Below are 22,066 nucleotides of genomic sequence, written 5' to 3' on the forward strand. Positions count from 1 at the left end.
ATCCCAAAGGAGTTCGTGCACCGATGGCCATTCATGTATGGGACCACCGCCGGGAGTACGAGAACGAGCGTGCGGACATCCTCGACGCGGTCGACACCGTGTTCCGCTCGGATCAGCTCATTCTCGGCGAGAGTGTGCGGGGCTTCGAGGAGGAGTTCGCCGGCTATCACGGAGTGGCGCACTGCGTCGGGGTCGACAACGGCACCAACGCGGTCAAGCTCGGCCTGCAGGCCCTGGGCATCGGCCCCGGCGACGAGGTCATCACCGTGTCCAACACCGCGGCGCCGACCGTGCTGGCCATCGACGGGGCGGGCGCCACTCCCGTGTTCGTCGACGTGCGTCCCGGCACCTACCTCATGGACACCGACCAGGTGGCCGGTGCCATCACCGAGCGGACCAAGTGCCTGGTCCCGGTGCACCTCTACGGCCAGTGCGTGGATCTCGCCCCGCTCCAGGAACTGGCGGCGCGCCACGGCCTGAAGATCCTCGAGGACTGCGCCCAGGCGCACGGGGCGCACGGCTCGAACGGCCGGCTGGCCGGGACGACCGGTGACGCGGGCGCGTTCTCCTTCTACCCGACCAAGGTTCTCGGCGCGTACGGCGACGCCGGCGGCGTGATCACCTCCGACGACGAGACCGAGCAGAACCTGCGCCGGCTCCGGTACTACGGGATGGAGGACCGCTACTACGTGGTGCGCACGCCGGGGCACAACGCGCGGCTCGACGAGGTGCACGCGGAGATCCTGCGCCGCAAGCTCCGCCGGCTGGACGACTACATCGCCGCCCGCCGTGCGGTCGCACAGCGTTACGCCGAGGGACTCAAGGACACCGGGTTGCTCCTGCCGGAGGTGGCCCCGGGCAACGACCATGTCTACTACCTCTACGTCGTGCGCCATCCCGAAAGGGACGAGATCCTCAAGGCGCTTCGCGAGTTCGACTTCAGCTTCCGCGTCAGCTACCCGTGGCCTGTGCACACCATGACCGGATTCGCGCACCTGGGCTACGCCAACGGCGACCTCCCGGTGACCGAGCTCGCCGCCAACGAGATCTTCTCCCTTCCGATGTACCCGTCGCTGCCGGAGGACCTCCAGGACAAGGTCATCACCGTCCTGCGCGACATCCTCGCCCGCGGCTGACGGCGCGCCGCCGCGACGCGACGATCCCGGCATGAGCCGGCCTCCATGGCCCTCATGCCGGGATCGGTGCGTTGAGCAAGGCTGGACCCGGCATGGGCGATCGCATGAGTCCTGGCGGGGAACGTGGACGGCCGCAACCGAGAAGTGCCCTCCGTACTGGTCGCCGGAAGCCTCAAGGGCTCCCGTCATCCCAGTTCGAAGGGCACTTCTCCGCGTTCCAGGGCCCTGAGCCGGTCACCGCTCGGTGGGCCCAGGCTCAGGACTTGACGCCGATGAGGAGGCCCGGGCGGTCCCGGCCGGTCTGGAGGAACTCGACAGAGGCGACTCCCGCCTCGGCGAACGCCGTCTCGTACTCGTGCCGGCTGAACAGCGACAGCATGTGGAGATCGGTGAAGTGCCGGATGCCGGATTCGGCATCGGCCACCAGGTAGTGCGCCGTCATGCGGTGGGCTCGGCCCTCCACCACCGTGTGGGAGAGCCGGGAGATGGTCTGTCCGCCGACCGTGACGACGTCACCCATGACGCGCCCGGACAGCGCGTTGTCCGGGAAGTACCAGGGCTCGACGACGAGGACGCCACCCGGCTTGAGATGCCGGCCGAAGCAGCGCAGCGCCGCGTTCAGCTGACCGGCGTCGTCCAGATAGCCGATCGCGCTGAACAGGCAGGTGATCGCGTCGAACCGCCGATCGAGACGGAAGTCCTTCATGTCGCCCTGGTGCAGCGGCACCCCCGGCAGCCTCTTCTGGGCGACCCGGAGCATGTCCTCGGCCAGGTCGACGCCCTCCACATGCTCGAACGCGTCCGCGAAGGAGCGGAGGTTCCTCCCGGTGCCACAGGCCACGTCCAGCAGCGCGGAGGCGGAGGCGTTGCGCTCGCGGATGTACTTGACCAGCGTCTGGGAATCGGCCTCGTACGACCTGCCGCGCCCCTCGTAGAGGGCGTCGTATATCTCGGCGTTGCGGTAGATCGGCGACAGCTCGTCCATGGTCAGACCACCCGCACTTCGGGCACGTACAGGATCCACTGGCCGCCGGCCTCGCGGAACTGCTCTTCCTTCGCCATGATCTCCCCGGCGTGGTTCCAGGCGAAGAGCAGCGCGTAGTCCGGGTAGGAGGCGGCGAAGGCTTCCGACGGCCGGACCGGGATGTGCGCGCCGGGGCTCAGCCGATGCTGCTTGGCCGGAGTCGAGTCGCACACGTAGGACACCAGATCGGGTCCTATGCCGCAGAAGTTGGTGACGGTCGCGCTCTTGGCCGTCGCGCCGTAGCCGACGACGGTCTTGCCGTTCTCCCGCAGGGAGCGCAGCAGACCGGCCAGGTCGTCGCGGATGCGGCTCACCGAGGACGCGAAGCCCTGGAGCACCTCGGGCTCCGCCAGGCCCTGGGCGTTCTCCTGGGCCAGCATCTGGGCCACCGACGGGGTCGGCTGCCGGGCGCCGGCACGGGCGAGCGAGTAACGGACCTCCCCGCCGTGCACCGGCAGCCGCTCCACGTCCACCAACTCGAACCCGAACCGCTCGGCCATCGTCTGCACGGAACGAACCGAGAACAGATAGAAATGCTCATCGTAGATCTGGTCGAACGAGGTCTTCTCCACGATGTCCCCCAGATAGGGGTCCTCGAAGACGAAGACGCCGCCGGGGCTGAGTAACGCGTCCACACCGCGCAGGAGCGAGTCCAGGTACGGAATATGACAGATGGTGTTCGCCGAGAAGATCACGTCGGCCGGCCCTTCGGCCTCGCGGACGGCGACCGCGGTGGACTCCTCGAAGAAGTCGGTGCGCACGCGCACACCCCGCTCCCGCGCGACCTCCGCCACCCCTGTGGAGGGCTCGAACCCCAGATGGCGAATTCCGGACTCGGCGATCGTCCGCAGCAGGACCCCGTCGTTACAGCCGATCTCGACGAAGAAGGGATCCGCGGCGCCGAGCTCGGTCTCGACGAAACCCAGGGCGGTCCGGGTGAAGTGCTCCCGCATCACCGACGACCCGGACGAGTAGTACGGGTAGTCGTGGTGGAACATCCGCTCGCGCGGAACCTCCTCGATCAACTGGACCATCGTGCAGGCCACGCAGCGTCCGACGGCGAGCCTGTAGAAGAACTCCGCGTCGACGTCGGCCGGGCGCGGGAACGCGTCGGAGAGCGGCTGGCGTCCGAGATCCAGGAACTCCTCGACCACACCGCCGCAGATTCGGCATTCGGTCACCGGCGCCTCCACCCTTCTTGGCCGGTCACCGCCGGCCGCTCGTGAAACGCATGTCCTCGGGCCCATGGCCCAGCATGTCCCCGCGAGGGTGAAGGCGCATCTCTCAACGTGCGCCGGGAGAATGCGGCGGAACCCCCAGGAGGCCTGAGGGTTCCGCCGTCTCGTTCGCTGGACGGCGCTACGACCAGCCTTGCAGGCCGGCTCCGTATGGGTAGAGGGGGTTGCCGTACGTGGTCGGGACGGTCTGGGCCGCGTCGATGCGGGCACGGATCTCTGAGCGCTGGGCGGCGGTGGCGCCCAGGTCGTAGGGGATGTTCCAGTCCTCGACGGCGTCGGCGAGGACGTCGGTGCCGCCGGGCACGAGGATCTGGTCGAGGCTGCGCGGCAGCTGCCAGGGCAGGCGGCCGCTGGGTGTGTAGTCGCCGAACAGGAGGGCGGCGGTGGCCGGGCCGACCTCCTCGCCGCCCCGGTAGGTCATGACGATGGCGTCGGCGAGCCCGTTCCACTCGGTGATCACGGTGGGCCGCGGCAGGTCCATGACCACGACCACCGGGATCCCCTGGTTCTTGAAGTTCTGGATGATGGCCAGCTGGTCGGCGGGCAGCTGGGGTTGTTCCTTCACCCAGGCGGTGGCGTGCGTGTAGGTCGGCTCGCCGACGGCCACGATGGCGAGCTTCGGCGACGGCCCGGTGTCCTGGTACACGTTGACGCCCGCGGTGGCCGCCCGCGCCTTGATCGCGTCGAGGAGGTTCAGCGAGCCGTGCTCCTGGTGGAAGTAGCTCGTCCAGATGCAGCAGGCCGTGCCGTCGGTGGCCCGCGGGCCGGCGACGACGATGTTGTCGCCCGCCTTGAGCTTGATCGGCAGGACGCCGTTGTTCTTCAGCAGCGTGTTGGACTCTCGGGCGGCCTGGTTGGCGAGCGCGACGTACGACGGCTGGTGGAAACGGTAGGGGCCGTTCACCGGGTCGCCGTAGGGGTGGTCGAACACGCCCATGGTGAACTTGAGGCGCAGGACCCGGGTCACCGCGTCGTTGATCCGCGCGATCGGGACGCCGGCGAGGAAGCTCGCCATGGTGAACCCGGCCGCGCCGGGGTCGGCCCCGCCCATCACGTCGGACCCGGCGTTCGCGGCCTTCGTCCATACCGTGGACGGCAGCCAGTCGGTGGTGATGAGACCGGTGTAGCCGAGGTTGTTGCGCAGGTAGGCGAGGATCGGGGCGCTGTCGCCCGCGCCCGAGCCGCCCGGGTCGAGGTAGGAGCTTCCGGCGTAGCCCGGCATGATGTTGACCGCGCCCGCCTCGATCGCGGCGCGGAACGGGATCATGTGGTACTTGATCGTCACCGCGTCGTAGGTGATCCCGGCCTCGCCGCCCGCGCCCTCGCCCGGCCAGTGCTTGACGGTCGCCAGCACCGAACCGGGGTTGAGCTCGGGGCCACCCTGGAGCCCGGCCACCAGCGCGCGGACCTGGGCGGCCGCGACGTCGGCGTTCTCGCCGTTGCCCTCCTGGATGCGCGGGTAGAGGACCTTGGTGCCGACCTCGGCGAGCGGGCCGAGGACGCCGCGCGCCCCGACCTCCAGTTCCTCGCGGCGCTGCATGTCGCCGAGCTTGTAGTCGAGCGCGTAGTTCTTCGCCGCGGCGAGCGCGCTCTGGAGCGGGTAGGTGGTCTGGTACCCGGCGATGGTGTCGCCCGCCGAGACCGGCGGGATGCCGAGCCGGGTCCCGGCCGCGCCCAGCAGGACGTTGTGCAGGTCGTTCGGCAACGCCGGGCCGAAGTGCCAGCCCGAGAGCGGGTAGACCTGGGCGTTGTAGAACATCTGGTACGCCTTCTCCTCAGGGGTCATCCTGCTGAGAAGGTCGTTGACCCGGGTCTCGACCGGCAGCCGCCAGTTCTCGTACGGCTCGATCGCCCCGTTCTTGTTGAGGTCGCGGGCGCCGTTGACGACGCCGACGCCGTCGGAGACCTGCTCGATGTCGGGCAGGTACAGGCTGAAGGTGCGGATGTTCGACGTGGTCCTGGCGCCCGAGCCGCTCACCGCGACGACGTACCACTTGTAGGTCCACCGGTCGGGGATGTCCCAGGCCGGCGTGTAGCTCGTACCGGCCGGCTCGGCGACCTTGGTGTACAGGTCGATCAGGTTGCCCGGCGCGGTGAAGTCGTAGTCGGTGCGGCTGACGTTCAGCCAGACCTCGTAGCGTGCCGCGCCGGAGACGGCCGCCCAGGAGAGCGCGGGCCGCCGGGTGTCGGTGATCATGGCCTTGTCGGCGGGGGCGGACAGCGCGAACTGGCCGGTGGTCGCCGGGGCCTTGGCCGGCGCGGACAGCAGCGGCGGGGCCGTGGCCGCGGTGTCGACCGTGCCGAAGACCTGGAACTCCCACAGCGAGTAGCCGTAGCCGGTCGCCCTGGACGTCCCGGAGAACCGGACGTAACGGCCGTTGCCCGTGACGTTCAGGTTCTCGACGCCGCCCTTGCCGGTGGTCGTGGAGTAGATGGGCGTCCAGGACGTGCCGTTGTCGGACACGTCGATGTGGTAGCCGGTGGCGTAGGCGGTCTCCCAGTTGAGCGTCAGCCCGGTGATGTGCCCGGCGCCGCCGAGGTCCACCCGCAGCCACTGGTCGTCGGAGGACAGGCTCGACCAGCGGGTGGTCGTCCGGCCGTCGAGCGCCGCCGCCGGAGCGTTGCCGCCCTCCCAGGACGAGGCCGTCACCTGCTTGTAGGCCGAGATCGGCGTCCCGCTCGGTGGGGTGGTGCCGCCGCTGGTGTAGACGGCGAACTCCCAGAGGGAGTAGCCGTAGCCGGTGGCGCGGGCGGTGCCGTACATCCGGACGTAGCGCCCGGACCCGGTGACGTTCAGGGTCTGGGCGCCGCCGGAGCCGGTCGTGGTGGTGTAGATGGACGTCCAGCTCGTCGCGTTGTCGGAGACCTGGATCTGGAAGCCGCTGGCGTAGGCGGCCTCCCAGTTGAGGACGACCTTGCAGACGGACTTCACCGAGCCGAGGTCGACCTGGAGCCACTGCGGGTCGCCGGCCGCGCTGGACCAGCGCGTTCCGGGGTCGCCGTCGACGGCCGCCGAGGCGGGCATCCCGGCGTTCTCGGCGGACGAGGCCGTCGCGGGCCTGTTCAGCGCGGCGTTGGCACCGTCACAGCCGGGGGAGGTGCCGGAGTCGCCGTAGACCTGGAACTCCCACAGCGAGTAGCCGTACCCGTTGGCCCGTACGGTGCCGTACATCCGCACGTACCGCCCGGATCCGCTGACGGTCAGGTTCTGCGTGCCGCCGGTCCCGGTGGTCGTCGAATAGACGTCCGTCCAGGTCGAGGCGTCGGCCGACACCTGGATCCTGAACGAGGTGGCGTAGGCGGCCTCCCAGCTGAGGGTGACCTGGCTGATCGACGCGGTGCCGCCGAGGTCCACCTGCAGCCATTGGGGGTCGCTGAACACGCTGGACCAGCGCGTCCCTGGGTCGCCGTCCACCGCGGCCGAGGCGGGGGTTCCGGCGTTCTCACTGGAGGAGGCCGTCGCGGTCTTGCCCTGCGAGAGCAGGACGGGTGCGGCGTACGCGACCTGTGGTGGCACGACGAGGACGCTCGCGAGCAGCGCCAGCATCACCGTCAGGACGGTCAGCGGCATGCGGCGGCGCAGAAGGAGGTGCTTCAAGGGGTTCTCCTGTGCGTGCGGGCGGCTACCAGCCGACGGCGACCAGCAGATATTGGGGGTTTCCGTGCGAGATGAAGGAGGACTGGCCGGCGTAGTCGTCGTAGGGGAAGCCGTAGGCCAGGCGATCGATCGCGTGGTCGTGCCAGAACTTGGCGTAGTAGTTCGCCGGGGCGGCCTTGTAGTACTGGGTCGGATCCGACTGCTGCGCGTCGGACAGCCCCGCGACGTGCCGGTTCAGCGCCGCGCACATCTTGGGGGCCTCGGACAGCGGCCCGGCGCAGCCGGTGACCTGCGAGGTCGTGGCCGTGACGCCGTACTGTGCCGCGTAGCCGGTGAAGTAGTTCGCGTACGTCCCGCCGGGCTGGAAGATGGCCGCGCTGCCCGGCGCCGGGATCCGGTACGGGGCCTGGACCTGGGCCAGCTGCTTGAACTCGGCCGGCACCTCGTCGATGAACCGCTGGAACGTCGCCGCGCGGGACTCCTGGAAGGTGGCCTGATCCTCGCCGACGGACACGTCGTAGCCGTCGTGGGCGTGCAGCCGCATCGCGAGCTTCAGGCCGAACGCGTCCACCCGGGTGGTGTTGCCGTTGAACACCGACGGCCCGACGGTGAACTCGATGAAGTCGTAGTACTGGCTGTTCGGGGAGCCGAGGTAGAAGTACATCCGGCCCGCGGTGTTGGCCGGCATGTCGAAGTAGGGCTGCTCGGCGATCGAGTGGGCCTGGCCGTTGTAGCTCCAGTAGACCTGCGAGTCGGGGTACTGGCCGTTGGTCCGGTTGAGGATCTTGACCATGACGACGTTCTGGGCGGCGGGGATGTTCGAGGTGTCGCCCCAGAAGGTGTCCGGCGGGGGCGTCGGGTCGGTCGAGCCTCCCGTGGTGCGGACGGTGAAGCTCCACAGCGAGTAGCCGTAGGCGGTGGCGCGGGTGGTGCCGTACATCCGGATGTAGCGCCCGGACCCCGAGATGTCGAGCGTCTGCGTGCCGCCGGTCCCGGTGGTCGTGGAGTAGATGGACGTCCAGTTCGCCGCGTCGTCGGAGACCTGGATCTGGAAGCCCCTGGCGTAGGCCGCCTCCCAGCTCAGCGCGACCTGGCAGACCGACCGGACCGACCCGAGGTCCACCTGGAGCCATTGTGGGTCGCTGAACGCGCTGGCCCAGCGGGTCCCGGCGTTGCCGTCCACCGCGGCCGAGGCCGGGGTCCCGGCGTTCTCGATGGAGGAGGCCGTCGCGGGCCTGCCCTGCGCGGCGTCGGCCGTGCCGCAGGCGGTGGTGGACGTCGTGCCGTAGACCTGGAACTCCCACAGGGAGTAGCCGTACGCGGTGCCCCGGACGGTGCCGTACATCCGCACGTACCGCCCGGATCCGCTGACGGTCAGGTTCTGCACGCCGCCCGCGCCGGTCGTGGTGGAGTAGACGTCCGTCCAGGTCGAGGCGTCCGCCGACACCTGGATCTTGAACGATTTCGCGTACGCGGCCTCCCAGTTGAGGGTGACCTGGCTCAACGTCGCGGTGGTCCCGAGGTCGACCTGGAGCCATTGGGGGTCGCTGAACGCGCTGGCCCAGCGGGTTCCGGTGTCGCCGTCCACCGCGGCCGACGCGGGAGTTCCGGCGTTCTCCGTCGAGGACGCGGCCACCGGCCTGCCCTGAGAGAGCAGCGCGGGCGCGGCGGCCGCCGGGGAGGTCAGGACGGCGACGCAGGCCACGGCCAGCGCCAGGGCGCTGAGGATCGCCGTCAGTAAGCGGAGTCGGGGGGTGTGATGGGTCGTCGGACGAACGTTCATCATGGCAGCTCCTCTTCGATGGAGCGGCGGACCGCGGTCCCGCGCCCGTCGCGGCGAGCCTGTGCGTCCCGTGCCGGGCCGCCGGTCGCCGCCGCCGTCCGCGATGCCCGCCCACCGCTCCCGAGGGCGGCGCGCCCAGGCCGGGCAGAGCCTCAGGCGCGCCGCCGGTCAGCGGTGCTCGGAATCAGGGATAGCTGATCAGGTTGCTCGGGACCGTGGCGGTGCCCTGGGCGGGGCCGCCGGTGTTGTTGATGACGTGGGCGATGGTCCCGTTGCCGCCAAGGGAGACGGTGAGCAGGTCGTGGAAGCGCACGCCGGCCGTGTCGGGCACCTCGAAGCCGCGGGCGGCCACGATGGACGGGTCGACGTTGAAGTAGCAGTAGCTGCCGACGCCCCAGGCCTCATGGCTGGTGACCGAGTTCGCCACCTTGTAGGCGGCGTAGCCCTGAGTACCGCCGTTCATCCACGCCGCCTGGTTCGGCGGGTCGTAGGGCATCTCGTTCTGGAAGAAGATGGTGCGGCCGCCCTGCCCGTTCCAGATGACCTCGTACTTCTGGTAGTGCTCGACGAACAGGCCGTACGCCGTGACGTTGTTGCCGTTGACGATCAGGCCGGTGTCGGCCGGGTTGGTGGTCCAGCCGACGCCGGCGCCGTGGTCGGCCCGCCAGGCCCAGATGTGGTCGATGAGCGTGTTGTGGCTGTTCACCACCAGGCTCGTGGTCGCCCGCCCTGCCCCGGCGCCGCCGATCCGGAAGAAGACGTCCTGGATGGAGGCCGGGTTGGCCGCGTGGCCGGCCGAGGAGCCGTTCGGGCCGATCTGCAGCAGGACCGGCGAGTTGACCGTCCCGGCGTCGAAGAGCAGGCCGGCGATCTTGACTCCGTCGACGTCCGCGGTCGACATCGGGACCACGCCGTTGTCGGGGATCAGCGTGGGATAGCCGATGCCGAGGACGACGGTGTTGGCCCGGGTCACGTTGATCGTCTGGTCGACGTGGTAGATCCCGGGTGTGAACAGCAGGTTCAGGCCCTGGGCCAGCGCCTGGTTGAGGGTGGCCGCGCTGTCGGACGGCTTGGCGACGTAGAAGCTGCTGAGCGGGAGCGAGGAGCCGGGCGTCGAGCCGCCCGACCAGCTCGCGCCGCTGGTGTTCTGGCGCAGCGAGGGCACGAAGACGTTGTAGTTGCCCGAGGAGTCGACGTAGAGGTAGGGCTTCTCCCTGGTCACCGGGCTCTGGGCGAGCGTGGTGTACGGCGGGTTCGGGAAGCTCTGCGCGGGCGCGCCGACCACTCCGGAGAACACCATGTTCCACACGCCGTTGGTCCAGCCGCCGATCTGGCTGTCCCGGGTGAGCCACTGCTGCTGGGAGTACGGCCCCACGGTTCCGTCGATCTTGCTGTCGGAGATGTAGCCGCCGCTGGCCCAGCCGTAGCCGCTGGGCGCCAGGTTGAGGTTGCCGCGCACGTGGATCCGCCGGAACGGCGCCGCCTGCGATACGGCCCAGCGGTTCTCACCGCCCGTCGGCGTGATGGACAGGTTCTCGGCCGACCGCCAGAAGTTCTGCGTGGCGTTGCCGCCGAACCAGCCGGCGTCGACGGTGACGCCGCCGTTGATGGTGACATCGTCGGGGTTGCGGCCCAGGCCGGCGATGGAGGTGTAGAAGCCGATGTTGGCGTTGACGTTGTAGCCGCCGGGCTTGAACAGCAGGGCGTACCGCTGGGTGCCGAACTGGTTGGACTCCTGGGTGCTGAAGACGGAGTCCAGCCTGCTCTGGATGGTGGAGCTCGCCATGGACGGGTCGAAGACGATCACGTTCGGGCCGAGGTCGCCGCCTCCCGGCAGGCCCGTGCCGCCGCCAGTGCTGCCGTAAACCTGGAACTCCCACAGTGAGTAGCCGTAGCCGGTGCCCCGGGTGGTGCCGTACATGCGGACGTAGCGTCCGGTGCCGGAGACGGCGAGGGTCTGGGTGCCGCCGGTACCGGTGCCGGTGGAGTAGATGTCGGTCCAGGTGGCGGCGTCGCCGGAGACCTGGATCTTGAAGGCCTTGCCGTACGCCGCCTCCCAGTTGAGCACCACCTGGGACACGGTGGCGGTCGCGCCGAGGTCGACCTGGATCCACTGGGGGTCGCTGAACGCGCTGGACCAGCGCGTTCCGGTGTTGCCGTCGACGGCGGCCGAGGCGGGGGTGCCGGCGTTCTCGGTGGACGACGCGGTGACCGGCCTCCCCTGCGACAGGAGGGTGTCGGCCGCCGCCGCGGGCCCCGCGACCAGGAACGACGCCACAAGAGCGATGAGGACGAGGAACGTCCCCGACAGGGATGGCCTGCCGGGACGTCGGGACAGGTGCACTGCTTCTCCTCACGACAGGGGGTGCGCCACCGAGGTGGCGGGGTGTGGAGAGCGCTCTCTGGGCAAGAGAGTGCACATGTACAGGCCGTAGTGTCAATGCTTAATTTAACGTTTATGACATAGTGCTGATAGAAGCAGGAAATGTGGCGTCCTTGAGGAACCGCTCGATGACGAGGGTCGCCGCGCCCATGGCCACCGCGTCCGGGCCGAGGCGTCCCAGCACGATGGAGGCGGTCTTGTACGGCTGGGGGAGGGTGTTGGCCGCCGTCGCGGCGCGGATCTCCACCAGCCGGCTGGCCCCCAGCATCAGGCCCGCCCACCCCCCGATCACGATGCGCTCGGGGTTGAACAGGTGGATCAGGTTCGACAGGCCCACGCCGAGCAGGTCGACGGTCTCGTCGAGCACGGGGGAGCCCGTTTCGAGCAGGCGGGCCAGCGCCGTCTCCTCCTCGGCCGAGTCGGCCTCGATCCCGGCGCGGTCCAGGATGGCCTCGGCCCCGACGTACGCCTCCAGGCAGCCACGTCCGCCGCACTTGCACAGCCGCCCACCGGTAACGATCTTCAGGTGCCCGATCTCGCCGGCGGCCTGCCCGGTGCCGCGGTAGATGGTGCCGTCGGTGACGATCGTGCCGCCCACGCGCGAGCCGATCAGCATGACGACGGTGTCGGTCGTGCCGCGGCCCGTGCCGAACCACAGCTCGGCCTGGCCCATCGTCTTGGCGCCGTTGTCGACGAACAGCGGCAGCGACGTGCCCGCCCGCAGCAGCGCCCCCAGCGGGACCGCCTCCCAGCCGAAGGTCTTGGCCCGCACGAGCGCGTCGGGCCCCGGCTCGACGATGCCGGGGACGCCGACGCCGACGCCGAGCACCTGACCGGGGGAGACGCCGCCCTCGCTGATCACCGCGTCGATCCCGACGAGGATGTGCCGCGCGACCAGCTCGGGCTCGTGCCGGGCCGAGTGGACCGCGTAGAGCGCGCGGGCGCGCTCGTTCATGTCCAGGTCGAACAGCTCGACCCGGACCTGCGTCTCACCCACGTCCACGCCGACCACGTAGCCGTACTCCGGGTTGACGCGCAGCAGGACCCGGGGCCGGCCGCCGTCGGAGTCGACGTGGCCGGCCTCGACGATGACGTTGTCGCCGAGCAGGTCGCCGGTCATGGTGCTGACCGTGGCGCCGCTCAGCCCGGTCACGTCGCACAGATCGTTGCGGCTCGCGGGGCCGTCGAAATACAGCGCTCGCAGGAGCATGGCCCGGTTTCCGCGCCGTACGTCCCGCATGGTCCTGCGCTCCGACCTGCCCATGGCCCGTCCTCCCCGCGACTTTCCCGGTCATGTTAATTCAAGGCACGAAGCGGCTGGTGGGAAGACCCGGCGTCAGTCGGGTCACGGTGGCCTTCGCTTGGAAGGCAGTGACTTTATTCGAGACTTAGATTATTATCCGGCCCATACCTCGAGAAGGACGAGAGGTCGTCAGCCGGCGCGCAGGTCCATCACCATCGTCGAACCCCAGGGCGCGCGGCGTTCCTCGGTGAAGCCGCAGGCCAGGTAGAAAGCGTGAGCCCCAGGGTTGCCGCTGCCGACGCCCAGGTGGAGGCCGCGGATCTGACGTGATCGCAGGGCGCCGACCAGGGTGCGCATGAGCCTGCCTCCCAGGCCGGCCCGCTGCCCTCGCGGCAGGATGTCGATGTGGAGGTGCGCAGGGTACCGCTCGTAAAGCTCGTCGAAGGCGAACCTGCTTTCGTGCAGGTGCGCGACGCGCAGCCAGTCCTCCGTACCGTCGCCGGGGTCGGCGGCGAGTTCCCGGGGGTACTGCTCGCGCAACCGCGGCCACCAGTTGTCCTCGAGCCAGGTCTCGAACCGCGGCGTGTCGGCGGTGGCCACGATGTAGCCGAGGACCCCCTGGTCGTCGACCGCCACGAACGTCAGGCCCGGGTCCGCTATCGGGTACGGGCCGGCGTAGATGTGGGGGAGCAGGTCGGGATCGCTGTAGAGGGGGGTGGCGTCCCGGCCGGAGTCGCCGGTCCTGAGGCAGACGCGGTACATGCCGGGCAGGTCGAACGGCTCGTACGGGCGGATCACGGCCGCCGCCCCGGAGCGCTTCCCCGGCCGGTCGTCGGATGGCATCCCGCCTCCTAGCGGACCGCTGAGACGGCGAGGAGGAACCACCCGGTGTGGGGGATCCACTGCTCGGCCCAGCGCCACGAATCTCCGCCGGCCGCCTGCTCGGCGGGCATGAAAGCGATGTCGTGCTCGTCGTCGAAACCGCTCGTCACGCCGTTGAGGATGCCGCCCGGCACGTTCTGGAACGCGGTGGAGTACTCGACGTTGTTCCGCCCCCGCCCTTGGATCATGGAGGAGTCGAACGGGTTGAGCCCGACCACCCAGTGCAGCTGGTCTTCGGCCAGTGTCACAAGCCGGTCGCGCAGGACGGCGTCGCACTCCGGGAGCTCGGCGGCGAGCAGGGCGGCGTAGGCCACCGAGGAGATGTTGGCGTTCTCGCCCTGCCACCAGTAGCCGGTCTCGTTCTCGTGGGGATAGAAGAAGCTGGTACGGGGCTCCTTGCCGGCCGGCTGGACGTACTGGCGGAAATAGCCGAACGGGTTGTCCACCTCGTCCACCAGGTGCGCCACATCCCGCAGAAGCGCCAGCGCCACCGCGCGTGCCCGAGGGGCGAGCGCCGAGCCGTCCAGCACCTCGGCGAAGCGCATGAGCGCCACGGCAGGCAGGCCGGACTCGGCGGCGTGGAAGAACGGCCGGCCCTCGGCGTCCCCGCGCAGGTAGCCGAAGCCCTTCGCCGTCTCGGTATAGCGGTCCATGAGCGACGCCGCCCGGCGCTCCGCGGCCTTCTCGAACACCGCCGAATCCGGGGCGCCGGGCACGGTCGCCGCGGCACGGTGCAGCTCGGCCGCGGCCATGAGCGCGCAGTAGTCGTCGATGACCGATTCCGTGCCGTCGTAGAGGTACTCGTGGTTGTGCTCCTCGAGGTGGGCGAACCCTCGGTGCGCGGCCCGGAAGTACTCCTCCGCCGTGAAGTCGCCGTGATCGCCGAGCGTCGCGGCCCGCGCGAGCGCGGCGATCGCCATTCCTCCTCCCTGGCGGTAGGCGGCCTGCCACCGCGTCGTGCGCACGCTGTCCTGCAGCGGCGCGTTGATCACGCGCTCGCCGAGGTCCTTCGTCAGCGCGTCGAAGATCGCCGTGTAGAAGTACCCCTCCTCCGACTGGAACCGCACGAGGAAGTCCGCCCCGTACAGCCCTTCGTCGCGCATCCTGGCTCCGAGGGTCCGGAACAGCTCGGGGTGCTTCGCGCCGAGCCGGTCACGGGCGGCCATGAACGCCCACGCGCACAGCGGAGTCTGCTGAGGGTTCATCATGCGGGTGTAGTTGAGATGGCTGAGGAACTTGCTGTGGTCGCCGGAGGCGTCCAGCCAGCCTCCGCGGGCGTCGACCTCGCGCCCGGAGTCGTCACCGTAGAACCGCGCGTGGCGGTCCTTCCTGTCGATCTCGCCGCTCGACCGGACCGCCTTGAAGTAGTACAGGACGTCCGACAGCGTCGAGTAATGCAGCCGGTGCGGCCCGATCGCGAACGGCTCGGACAGGTGGGTGCCGCCGGCCGTGACGACCTCGACGCGGAACCGGCCCTCGGTCCGCACATGGGTGAAGTCGACGCGCCGGAAGGTGCCGGCCGACCACCGGTCGGCCCGCAGTTCCGGGCCGACCGTCAGTTCGACCCTGGCGCCGGCGTCGTCGATGAGGAACGCGGCCTCGACGGCCACGGGTTCGCGTAGCAGGATCACGGCCTTCTTGGACCCCGGCGTGTTGTACCCGAGATGACTCGTCAGAATGCTCAGCAACGTCTACCCCCGATCGTGGGACACGTACAGGATGATGCCGGTGGGGGTCCGGACGGCAGGGGCCCCGCCATCCGGACGCCTCCTCGGGCGGGTTCAGCCGGCGGGCGTGTCCAGGGCCTTCTCCTTGCCGCTCTCCTTGTCCCGCTGCTTCTCCCGCGCGACCCGGTCGGCGTAATACCTGGCGGACCGCTTCGGCGTCCGCTTCTGGGTGTCGTAGTCGACCCGGACGATGCCGAACCGGCGGTCGTAGCCGAAGGACCATTCGAAGTTGTCGAACAGCGACCACGCGAAGTATCCCCGGAGGTTCGCGCCCCGGTCGCGGGCTTCGAGGGCCGCGTCGATGTGCGCGCGCAGGTAGTTCTCCCGGTCGGCGTCGTCGACGTAGCCGTTCTCGTCCGGCTCGTCCTCGTAGGCCGCGCCGTTCTCGGTGATGTACCAGGCCGGGCCGGGGTACTCGTGTTCCAGCCGCAGGAGCAGGTCCGTCAGCGCCTCGGGGGTGACCTCCCAGTCCATCGCGGTGCGCTCCACGTCCCTCGCGACGGTCGTGGTCGCGGGCCACCTGTTCTGCACGGCCGGCGCCGCCGCGACCACGCTGGAGGAGTAGTAGTTCACCCCGAGCACGTCCACCGGCTGAGCGATGATCGAAAGGTCGCCGTCCCGCACGGGCAGCGGGCTTCCCAGCTCTTCGAGCTTGTCCGCGATGTCGGCGGGGTACTCCCCGCGCAGCAGCGGGTCCAGGTAGATGCGGTTGCTGAGGCCGTCCTCCCAGCGGGCGGCGGCGAGGTCCTCGGGCGACCCGCTCGCGGGCGTCTTGGGGGAGAGGTTAAGGGTGATGCCGACTTCGAGGCCTTCCGAACAGCCGTTCGCGCGGGCACCGTCGCGGATCGCCTGGGCGGCGAGACCGTGTCCGAGCAGCAGGTGGTGCAGGGCGGCGAACCCCGCGCGCGCGTCCCGGCGTCCCGGCGCGTGCCGGCCCGTGATGTACCCGAGCATGGCCGAGCACCACGGCTCGTTCAGGGTCGTCCACTGGCGGACCCGGTCGCCGAGCGCGTCGTGGGCGATGGCCGCGTACTCCGCGAAGCGGTACGCCGTGTCGCGGTTCGGCCATCCTCCGGCGTCCTCCAGCGCTTGCGGCAGGTCCCAGTGGTACAAGGTGACCCACGGAAGGATGTCGCGGGCGAGCAGCTCGTCCACGAGGCGGTCGTAGAACGCGATGCCCGCGGCGTTGCCCTTGCCGGCTCCGTCGGGCTGCACCCGGGGCCACGCCAGGGAGAAGCGGTAAACATCGACTCCCAGCTCGGCCATGAGCGCGATGTCCTCGGGCATGCGGTGGTAGTGGTCGCAGGCGACCTCGCCGGTCTCCCCGGCCGTCACGGTGCCGGGCGTCGCGCAGAAGGTGTCCCAGATGGAGGGGGTGCGGCCGTCCTCGTCGACGGCGCCTTCTATCTGGTAGGACGAGGTGGCCGTGCCCCACAGGAACTTCGGCTTGCGTTCCATCGGTTCCAACTTTCCAGTTCGTCAGTGGCGGGAGAAAGGCTGAGGTGAGCGGGCGCCCGCTAGGGCGATCACGGCTCGTGCGAGATGGATTCGACCCATTTCTTGGTCTCCTCGATCTGCCCCTCCCGAGCGCGCCTCCAGACGCCGGTGCCCCCGGCCTGCCACGGGTGCGGGCCGTCGAGCGGGCGGTACTCCACGCCGAGCGCGTCGAGCCGTTCCAGGTGCTTCGCGAGGCGTTCCTCGAACTCGGGCAGATCGGTGATCTCCCCGGACCACAGCACTTCGGCGAGCGCGCACGCGCGCGGGAAGGCGAGGTAGTCGAGGTGGCGCTCGGTGGGGACCCACTCCGTCCAGATCTGGAACTGCCCGCCGAGGACTCGGGCGCGCCGGTCGGCGGGCCACTCGCCCGGGGCCGGGGAGAACGCCGCCACGTCGCCGAGGGTGATCGGACCCCCCTCGGAGCGCCGCTCGTCCGGCAGGTCGGACTGGTCGAAGTTGAAGTACGTCGGGAACAGCGGGGCGCGCACGACGTCGTGGGACGCCGCCGCGCGCTCCGCCACGCGGTGGCCGCGCCATGCCATGACGATGGTGTCGTCGAGCACGCCACCGGTGACGAAAGCCTCGTCCCACACGACCATGCGCACGCCGCGCCCGGCGAGGAACTCGCCGAGGGAGCGCAGGAAGTGCCCGTGCATCTGCTTCACGTCGGTGTAGCCGTGCTCGGCCATCTCCCCGGCGATGACAGGGTCGGACGCCCACCAGCTCATGTCGCACTCGTCGCCCCCGAGGTGCACGTACGGGGCGCCGGTGGCGTCGAGGATCTCCTCCAGGATGTCCTGGAGGAAGGACACCACCGGACGTGCCGGGCTGATGGACGATCCGCCCGCCCAGACGGTGTCGAGGACGGCATGGTCGCGCCCGGGCTCGCCGAGCTCGGGGTAGGCGGCGCGCAGGGCTGAGGTGTGGCCGGGGACGTCGATCTCGGGGACGACCGTGATGCCCCGCGACCGCGCGTACGCCGACATCTCCGCCAGGTCGTCGAGCGAGTAGTAGCCGCCGTGCGGAGTCCCGTCCGCGACGCCGTCGGGGCCGAGCCGTGTCGAGGGCCGCCAGCTTCCCGTGCGGTGCAGCCGGGGGTGGCGGCGGCTTTCCACGCGCCACCCCTGGTCGTCGGCGAGGTGCAGGTGCAGGCGATTGAAGCGGTGCGCGGCCAGCAGGTCGATGTAGCGCAGGACGGTGCGCTTGGGGAAGAAGTGCCGCGCGACGTCGAGCATGGCTCCCCGCCAGGCGTACGCCGGGCTGTCGGACACGATCCCGCACGGCACGCTCCAGCCGCCGGGCGGTGGCCCGCCACGGCGCCAGGCCTGGGCGGGCAGAAGCTGCCGGAGCGTCGTCAACGCGTTGACGACGCCTTCCGGCCCGCCGGCGCGGACGGCCAGACGTCCCTCGGAGATCTCCAGGTCGTAGGCGCCGGGCGCGTGCTCTTCGCCGGCGTCGCTCACCCTGAACCATGTGGTCTGAGTGGTATTAGCTGGACTGTCGTGCTCGGTTGCGAGGGAGGCCGGGACGCCGAGGTCGGCGAGGAAGCTCTGCACGACGGCCCGTGTCTCGTGGGAACCGATCACATCGAGTGCCATCCCTGCACCTAAACGGCATAGTCCCGGGCGTGGTGATGCCGTCGACGGCCGCGGCAGAAGGGAGGAGTAGGGGTCCAAAGTTCGTCCCGACGTGTCGATTCGAGTGGCGCGGTCCATGGGCGATCACGCCGTCCTACGTCGGCGAAGGTACTCGTTGTCTTTGTTTGGTGCAAGTGGTATCTTCCCGGTACTTCGCTGGTATCCACCCAAGTAACCAAAGGTCATCAGCGGTGGCGCGACTGGATGAAGAAGGTGAGCATGGCGGTCAATCAAGCATCGCTCCGGGTGACACCACCTCCTGAAGGAAAACGCCCGGTTCCGCGCCGCACACCCGCAGCCGAAATTCCGTTTCTCGCGAAGTTATGGCGCGATTCGCCGCTGCTGGCCATGGTGGCGCCGGCGATGGTCGTCCTTTTGCTGTTCACGTACATCCCGCTCCTGGGAAGCGTGATCGCATGGATGGACTACGTGCCTTTCCTTGGTTTCACGGGTTCCGACTGGGTGGGCTGGGACAACTTCACCGCGCTGTTCCAGGATTCGGCCTTTTGGAGCGCGGTGTGGAACACCCTGCAGATCACCTTCCTGCAGCTGCTGCTGTTCTTCCCGGTCCCGATCCTGCTCGCGGTCCTTCTCAACACCGTGGCGATGCCGTTCGCCAGACGATTCGTGCAGTCGGTCATCTACCTTCCGCACTTTCTGTCCTGGGTCGTCATCATCGCGCTGTTCCAGCAGATCGCGGGCGGAGCCGGCGTCATCAACAGGTTCCTCATCACGCATGGCGCGAGCCCGCTCGACATCATGACCAATCCGCAGATCTTCAAGCTCCTGCTCACCACGCAGGCGATCTGGAAGGACGCCGGGTGGGGGACGATCATCTTCCTCGCCGCGATCGCCGCGATCGACCAGGGTCTGTACGAGTCGGCCGTGATCGACGGTGCGGGGGCATGGAACCGGTTCTGGCACGTCACCCTGCCGGGAATGCGGCCGATCATCGTCCTGATGCTGATCCTGCGCCTCGGTGACTCGCTGACCGTGGGCTTCGAGCAGATCCTGCTGCAAAGAGACGCGGTCGGACCCGGCGCCGCCGAGGTCCTCGACACGTTCGTCTACTACAACGGCGTCATCGACGGCAGCTGGGGAGCCGCGACGGCGGCCGGACTGCTCAAGGGAGTCGTCAGCCTCTTCCTGGTCCTCGCGGCGAACAAACTGGCCCACCGACTCGGTGAGGAAGGTGTCTACCGGCGATGAGCGTCATCGACCGACCCGTGTGGCTCGGCAGGCCCAAGCCCGTCGCCATCGCCCTGAAGGCCCTCGCGCTCGTCCTGATCAGCGGCGTCGTGATCTTCCCGTTCCTCGTCGTGATATCGACGAGCCTCGCGACCAAGGCGGAGATCGACGCGAACGGCGGCTACGTCCTGTGGCCCACCCATGTCTCGTTCGATGCGTACCGGCAGATATTCGACGGGACGCAGGTGTCGCGATCCATCGTCATCAGCGTCGGGGTGACCGTGGCCGGAACCGCGTTCAGCCTGTTCTGCACGGTGCTCGCCGCCTACGGGCTGAGCCGGCGGGGATCGCTCTTCCAGCGCGGCCTGCTGACCTTCGTGCTGGTCACCCTGCTCTTCGGCCCCGGGATGATCCCGGTCTATCTGATGGTCAAGCAGCTCGGCATGCTCAACACGTACTGGGCCCTGATCATCCCCGGCGCGGTGAGCGCCTTCAACATCGTCATCATCCGGGGCTTCATCCAGGGCATACCGCAGGAGCTCTTCGACGCCGCCCGCATGGACGGCGCAGGGGAGTGGCGGATCCTGTGGTCGATCGTGCTGCCCCTGTCGAAGGCCGTCATCGCCGTCGTGGGGCTCTTCCTCGCGGTCGGCTACTGGAACAACTACTTCGGCCCGCTGCTGTACCTCAACGACAGCCAGATGTGGCCCCTGCAGCTCGTCATGCGTTCGTTCGTCCTGGAGAACCACATCTCGTCGAACGCGACCCAGATCCCGGGTCAGATCAGACCTCCCGCGCAGTCGATCCAGATGGCCCTCGTGGTGATCGCCACGGTCCCGATCCTGTGCGTCTACCCGTTCCTCACCAGGCACATGTCCAAAGGCATGCTCACCGGCGCGATCAAGGGTTAGCTGGCGCCCCCGCCCCCCATGTAGAGAAGGAATCGCACATGACCATCGACAACGGATCCGCCTCCCGGCCGCTGGTGAACCCTCTGAGCCGCCGGAACGTTCTCAAGGGCGCCGGACTGGGCGCCGCCCTCGCCGCTTTCGGTGTTCCCCTGGCCGCCTGCGGCTCGGGCTCGGGCTCGGGGTCGGGCGGTGGCGCCGCGGCGCCCGCCGCCGGCAAGTCGGTGCCCTTGCCGACCTACGTGCCGCCGGTCAAGCCCAAGCCCACGCTGGAAGGCAACGGGCAGGGGCTGATGGACGTCTACGACTCGTTCCCGCTGAACGGGCCGAAGACGGTGAACGGCCCCGTCGGGGACGGCGGCGAGTTCAACTTCCTCGTCATGACCTACGGGGAGCCCGCGCCCCCTCTGGAGGAGAACGTCTACTGGCAGCTCCTGAACAAGGAGCTCAACGTCAAGGTGAATCCGATCCGGGTGCCCTTCGCCGACTTCGCCACGAAGTTCCCCGCGATGGTCGCCGGAGACGACCTTCCCGAGGTCGTCTCCATCCCGCTCTACATGAACGTCGCCCGGCTTCCGCAGCTCGCCGAGGCGCAGTTCACGGACCTGAGCGACCACCTGTCCGGCGACGCGGTGAAGAAGTACCCGAACCTGGCCGGCATCCAGGAGGCGGGCTGGCTCAATGGCTACCTCAACGGCCGGATCTACGGCGTGCCGAAGTCCGACCCCGTTTACGGCGCGGGGCAGATCTACACCAAGACGGACGTCATCCAGGCGGCCGGCGCCAACCCGCAGCCGAAGAACCTCGCCGAGTTCAAGGACCTCGCCAAGGCGGTGACCAACCCCAAGGCCGGCGTCTACGCCTTCGGCGGCAGCATCTCGGAGTTCCTGCAGATGGCTTTCGGCGTCCCGAACAAGTGGACCCGCAACGCCGACGGCTCGTTCACCTCGGCCTACGAGCACCCGGGCTTCATTCCCGCCATCCAGGAGATGGCCGGGATGTACAAGAGCGGTTACTTCCACCCGGACACCACCATGAACGCCAACCAGGGCAAGGTGCAGCGCGACGCGCTCTTCCGGTCCGGCAAGATCGCGATGATCATGGACGGGACCCGCGCGGTCGGGATCGTCGCCGACGACAAGGATGTGGTCTTCGGGCTGATGGTCCCGTTCGCCAAGGACGGTGGCAAGGGCATCTACTGGACCGGCGGCGGCGCGTACGCCATGACGATGCTGAAGAAGACGAGTGACAAGAGCAAGATCGAACGCTTCCTGCGCGTGCTCGACTACATCGCCGCGCCCTTCGGCTCCCGCGAGTCCTTCATCATGAGCTACGGGGTCGAGGGCGCCGACTACACCGTCAAGAACGGCGTCGCCGTGCTGACCACGCGGGGCCAGCGCGAGCAGGACCTCGGACTGGCCTACATCGCGGGCGGCCCTCAGGTCCTGAACGACCCGCAGGGCGCGCCGGGGGTCGACAAGTTGAACTACGAGTGGCAGCAGCAGGTCGTCCCGAATCTGCTGGCGAATCCCGCCCAGCACCTGTACTCCCAGACGCAGAACTCCAAGGGGGCCGCGCTGGAGCAGCAGATGCAGGACGCCATCACCTCGGTGTTCCTCGGACGCGAGCAGCCGTCCACCCTCGCGCCCGCCGTGCAGAAGTGGAAGGCCGGCGGCGGCGACCGCATGGCCAAGGAGTTCGCGGAGGCGGCCGCCCAGGCCGGCTGACCGTATGCGAGGCCACCGAGAAGCCATACACGAGGGGTTCCGCGCCGCCCCGCGGCGCGGAACCGTCCCGCACGACTCCACGAACAACGGGGGTA

Annotated in this window: 14 protein-coding genes; 4 read left to right on the forward strand and 10 right to left on the reverse strand. The window is 69.2% G+C overall.

The annotated features are described in order from the left end of the window. Positions 1–23: 23 nt before the first annotated feature. Complete coding sequence (locus MYF83_RS23525) at positions 24–1,136, forward strand: DegT/DnrJ/EryC1/StrS family aminotransferase (protein WP_248962792.1); 1,113 nt, start codon at positions 24–26, stop codon at positions 1,134–1,136. 256 nt (positions 1,137–1,392) lie between these two features. Here the strand turns inward: MYF83_RS23525 and MYF83_RS23530 are convergent, their stop codons facing one another. The 10 genes from MYF83_RS23530 to MYF83_RS23575 all read right to left on the reverse strand — a co-directional run bounded on the left by MYF83_RS23530 (position 1,393) and on the right by MYF83_RS23575 (position 18,226). Next, positions 1,393–2,121, reverse strand: coding sequence for a class I SAM-dependent methyltransferase (locus MYF83_RS23530; RefSeq protein ID WP_248962793.1), 729 nt, complete (start codon positions 2,119–2,121; stop codon positions 1,393–1,395). Between the two features lie 2 nt (positions 2,122–2,123). Beyond that, a complete protein-coding gene (locus MYF83_RS23535; RefSeq protein WP_248962794.1) occupies positions 2,124–3,341 on the reverse strand; it encodes a class I SAM-dependent methyltransferase in 1,218 nt (405 codons plus the stop codon). Between the two features lie 178 nt (positions 3,342–3,519). Next, positions 3,520–6,996 carry a discoidin domain-containing protein gene (locus tag MYF83_RS23540; RefSeq protein WP_248962795.1) on the reverse strand — a complete coding sequence of 1,159 codons (3,477 nt, stop codon included), beginning with the start codon at positions 6,994–6,996 and terminating at the stop codon, positions 3,520–3,522. A 25-nt stretch (positions 6,997–7,021) separates the two neighbouring features. Further along, positions 7,022–8,782 carry a discoidin domain-containing protein gene (locus MYF83_RS23545; protein ID WP_248962796.1) on the reverse strand — a complete coding sequence of 587 codons (1,761 nt, stop codon included), beginning with the start codon at positions 8,780–8,782 and terminating at the stop codon, positions 7,022–7,024. 181 nt (positions 8,783–8,963) lie between these two features. Continuing rightward, positions 8,964–11,123 carry a discoidin domain-containing protein gene (locus MYF83_RS23550; protein ID WP_248962797.1) on the reverse strand — a complete coding sequence of 720 codons (2,160 nt, stop codon included), beginning with the start codon at positions 11,121–11,123 and terminating at the stop codon, positions 8,964–8,966. Positions 11,124–11,235: 112 nt separating this feature from the next. Then, positions 11,236–12,426: an ROK family transcriptional regulator gene (locus MYF83_RS23555; protein ID WP_248962798.1), complete on the reverse strand. Its 1,191-nt coding sequence runs from the start codon at positions 12,424–12,426 to the stop codon at positions 11,236–11,238. Positions 12,427–12,594: 168 nt separating this feature from the next. After that, a complete protein-coding gene (locus tag MYF83_RS23560) occupies positions 12,595–13,248 on the reverse strand; it encodes a GNAT family N-acetyltransferase (RefSeq protein ID WP_248962799.1) in 654 nt (217 codons plus the stop codon). An 8-nt stretch (positions 13,249–13,256) separates the two neighbouring features. Next, positions 13,257–14,975 (reverse strand): glycoside hydrolase family 9 protein, encoded by a 1,719-nt coding sequence (locus MYF83_RS23565; RefSeq protein WP_248962800.1) that lies wholly within the window; start codon positions 14,973–14,975, stop codon positions 13,257–13,259. Between the two features lie 93 nt (positions 14,976–15,068). After that, positions 15,069–16,472: a GH1 family beta-glucosidase gene (locus MYF83_RS23570; protein WP_248962801.1), complete on the reverse strand. Its 1,404-nt coding sequence runs from the start codon at positions 16,470–16,472 to the stop codon at positions 15,069–15,071. 68 nt (positions 16,473–16,540) lie between these two features. After that, positions 16,541–18,226 carry a beta-N-acetylhexosaminidase gene (locus MYF83_RS23575; RefSeq protein ID WP_248962802.1) on the reverse strand — a complete coding sequence of 562 codons (1,686 nt, stop codon included), beginning with the start codon at positions 18,224–18,226 and terminating at the stop codon, positions 16,541–16,543. A 285-nt stretch (positions 18,227–18,511) separates the two neighbouring features. Here MYF83_RS23575 and MYF83_RS23580 point away from each other — a divergent pair, with 285 nt between their 5' ends. Genes MYF83_RS23580 through MYF83_RS23590 form a run of 3 tightly spaced genes read left to right on the forward strand, consistent with a single transcriptional unit; the run spans position 18,512 to position 21,971 of the window. Beyond that, positions 18,512–19,357 (forward strand): ABC transporter permease, encoded by an 846-nt coding sequence (locus tag MYF83_RS23580; RefSeq protein WP_248962803.1) that lies wholly within the window; start codon positions 18,512–18,514, stop codon positions 19,355–19,357. Continuing rightward, on the forward strand, positions 19,354–20,247 hold the full coding sequence (locus tag MYF83_RS23585; RefSeq protein ID WP_248962804.1) for a carbohydrate ABC transporter permease: 894 nt from the start codon (positions 19,354–19,356) through the stop codon (positions 20,245–20,247). The genes MYF83_RS23580 and MYF83_RS23585 overlap by 4 nt, the downstream gene beginning before the upstream one ends. A 38-nt stretch (positions 20,248–20,285) precedes the next feature. Further along, positions 20,286–21,971 (forward strand): type 2 periplasmic-binding domain-containing protein, encoded by a 1,686-nt coding sequence (locus tag MYF83_RS23590; protein ID WP_248962805.1) that lies wholly within the window; start codon positions 20,286–20,288, stop codon positions 21,969–21,971. Positions 21,972–22,066 lie beyond the last annotated feature (95 nt).

The sequence above is a fragment of the Sphaerisporangium perillae genome (assembly GCF_023276435.1).
Taxonomy (GTDB): domain Bacteria; phylum Actinomycetota; class Actinomycetes; order Streptosporangiales; family Streptosporangiaceae; genus Sphaerisporangium; species Sphaerisporangium perillae.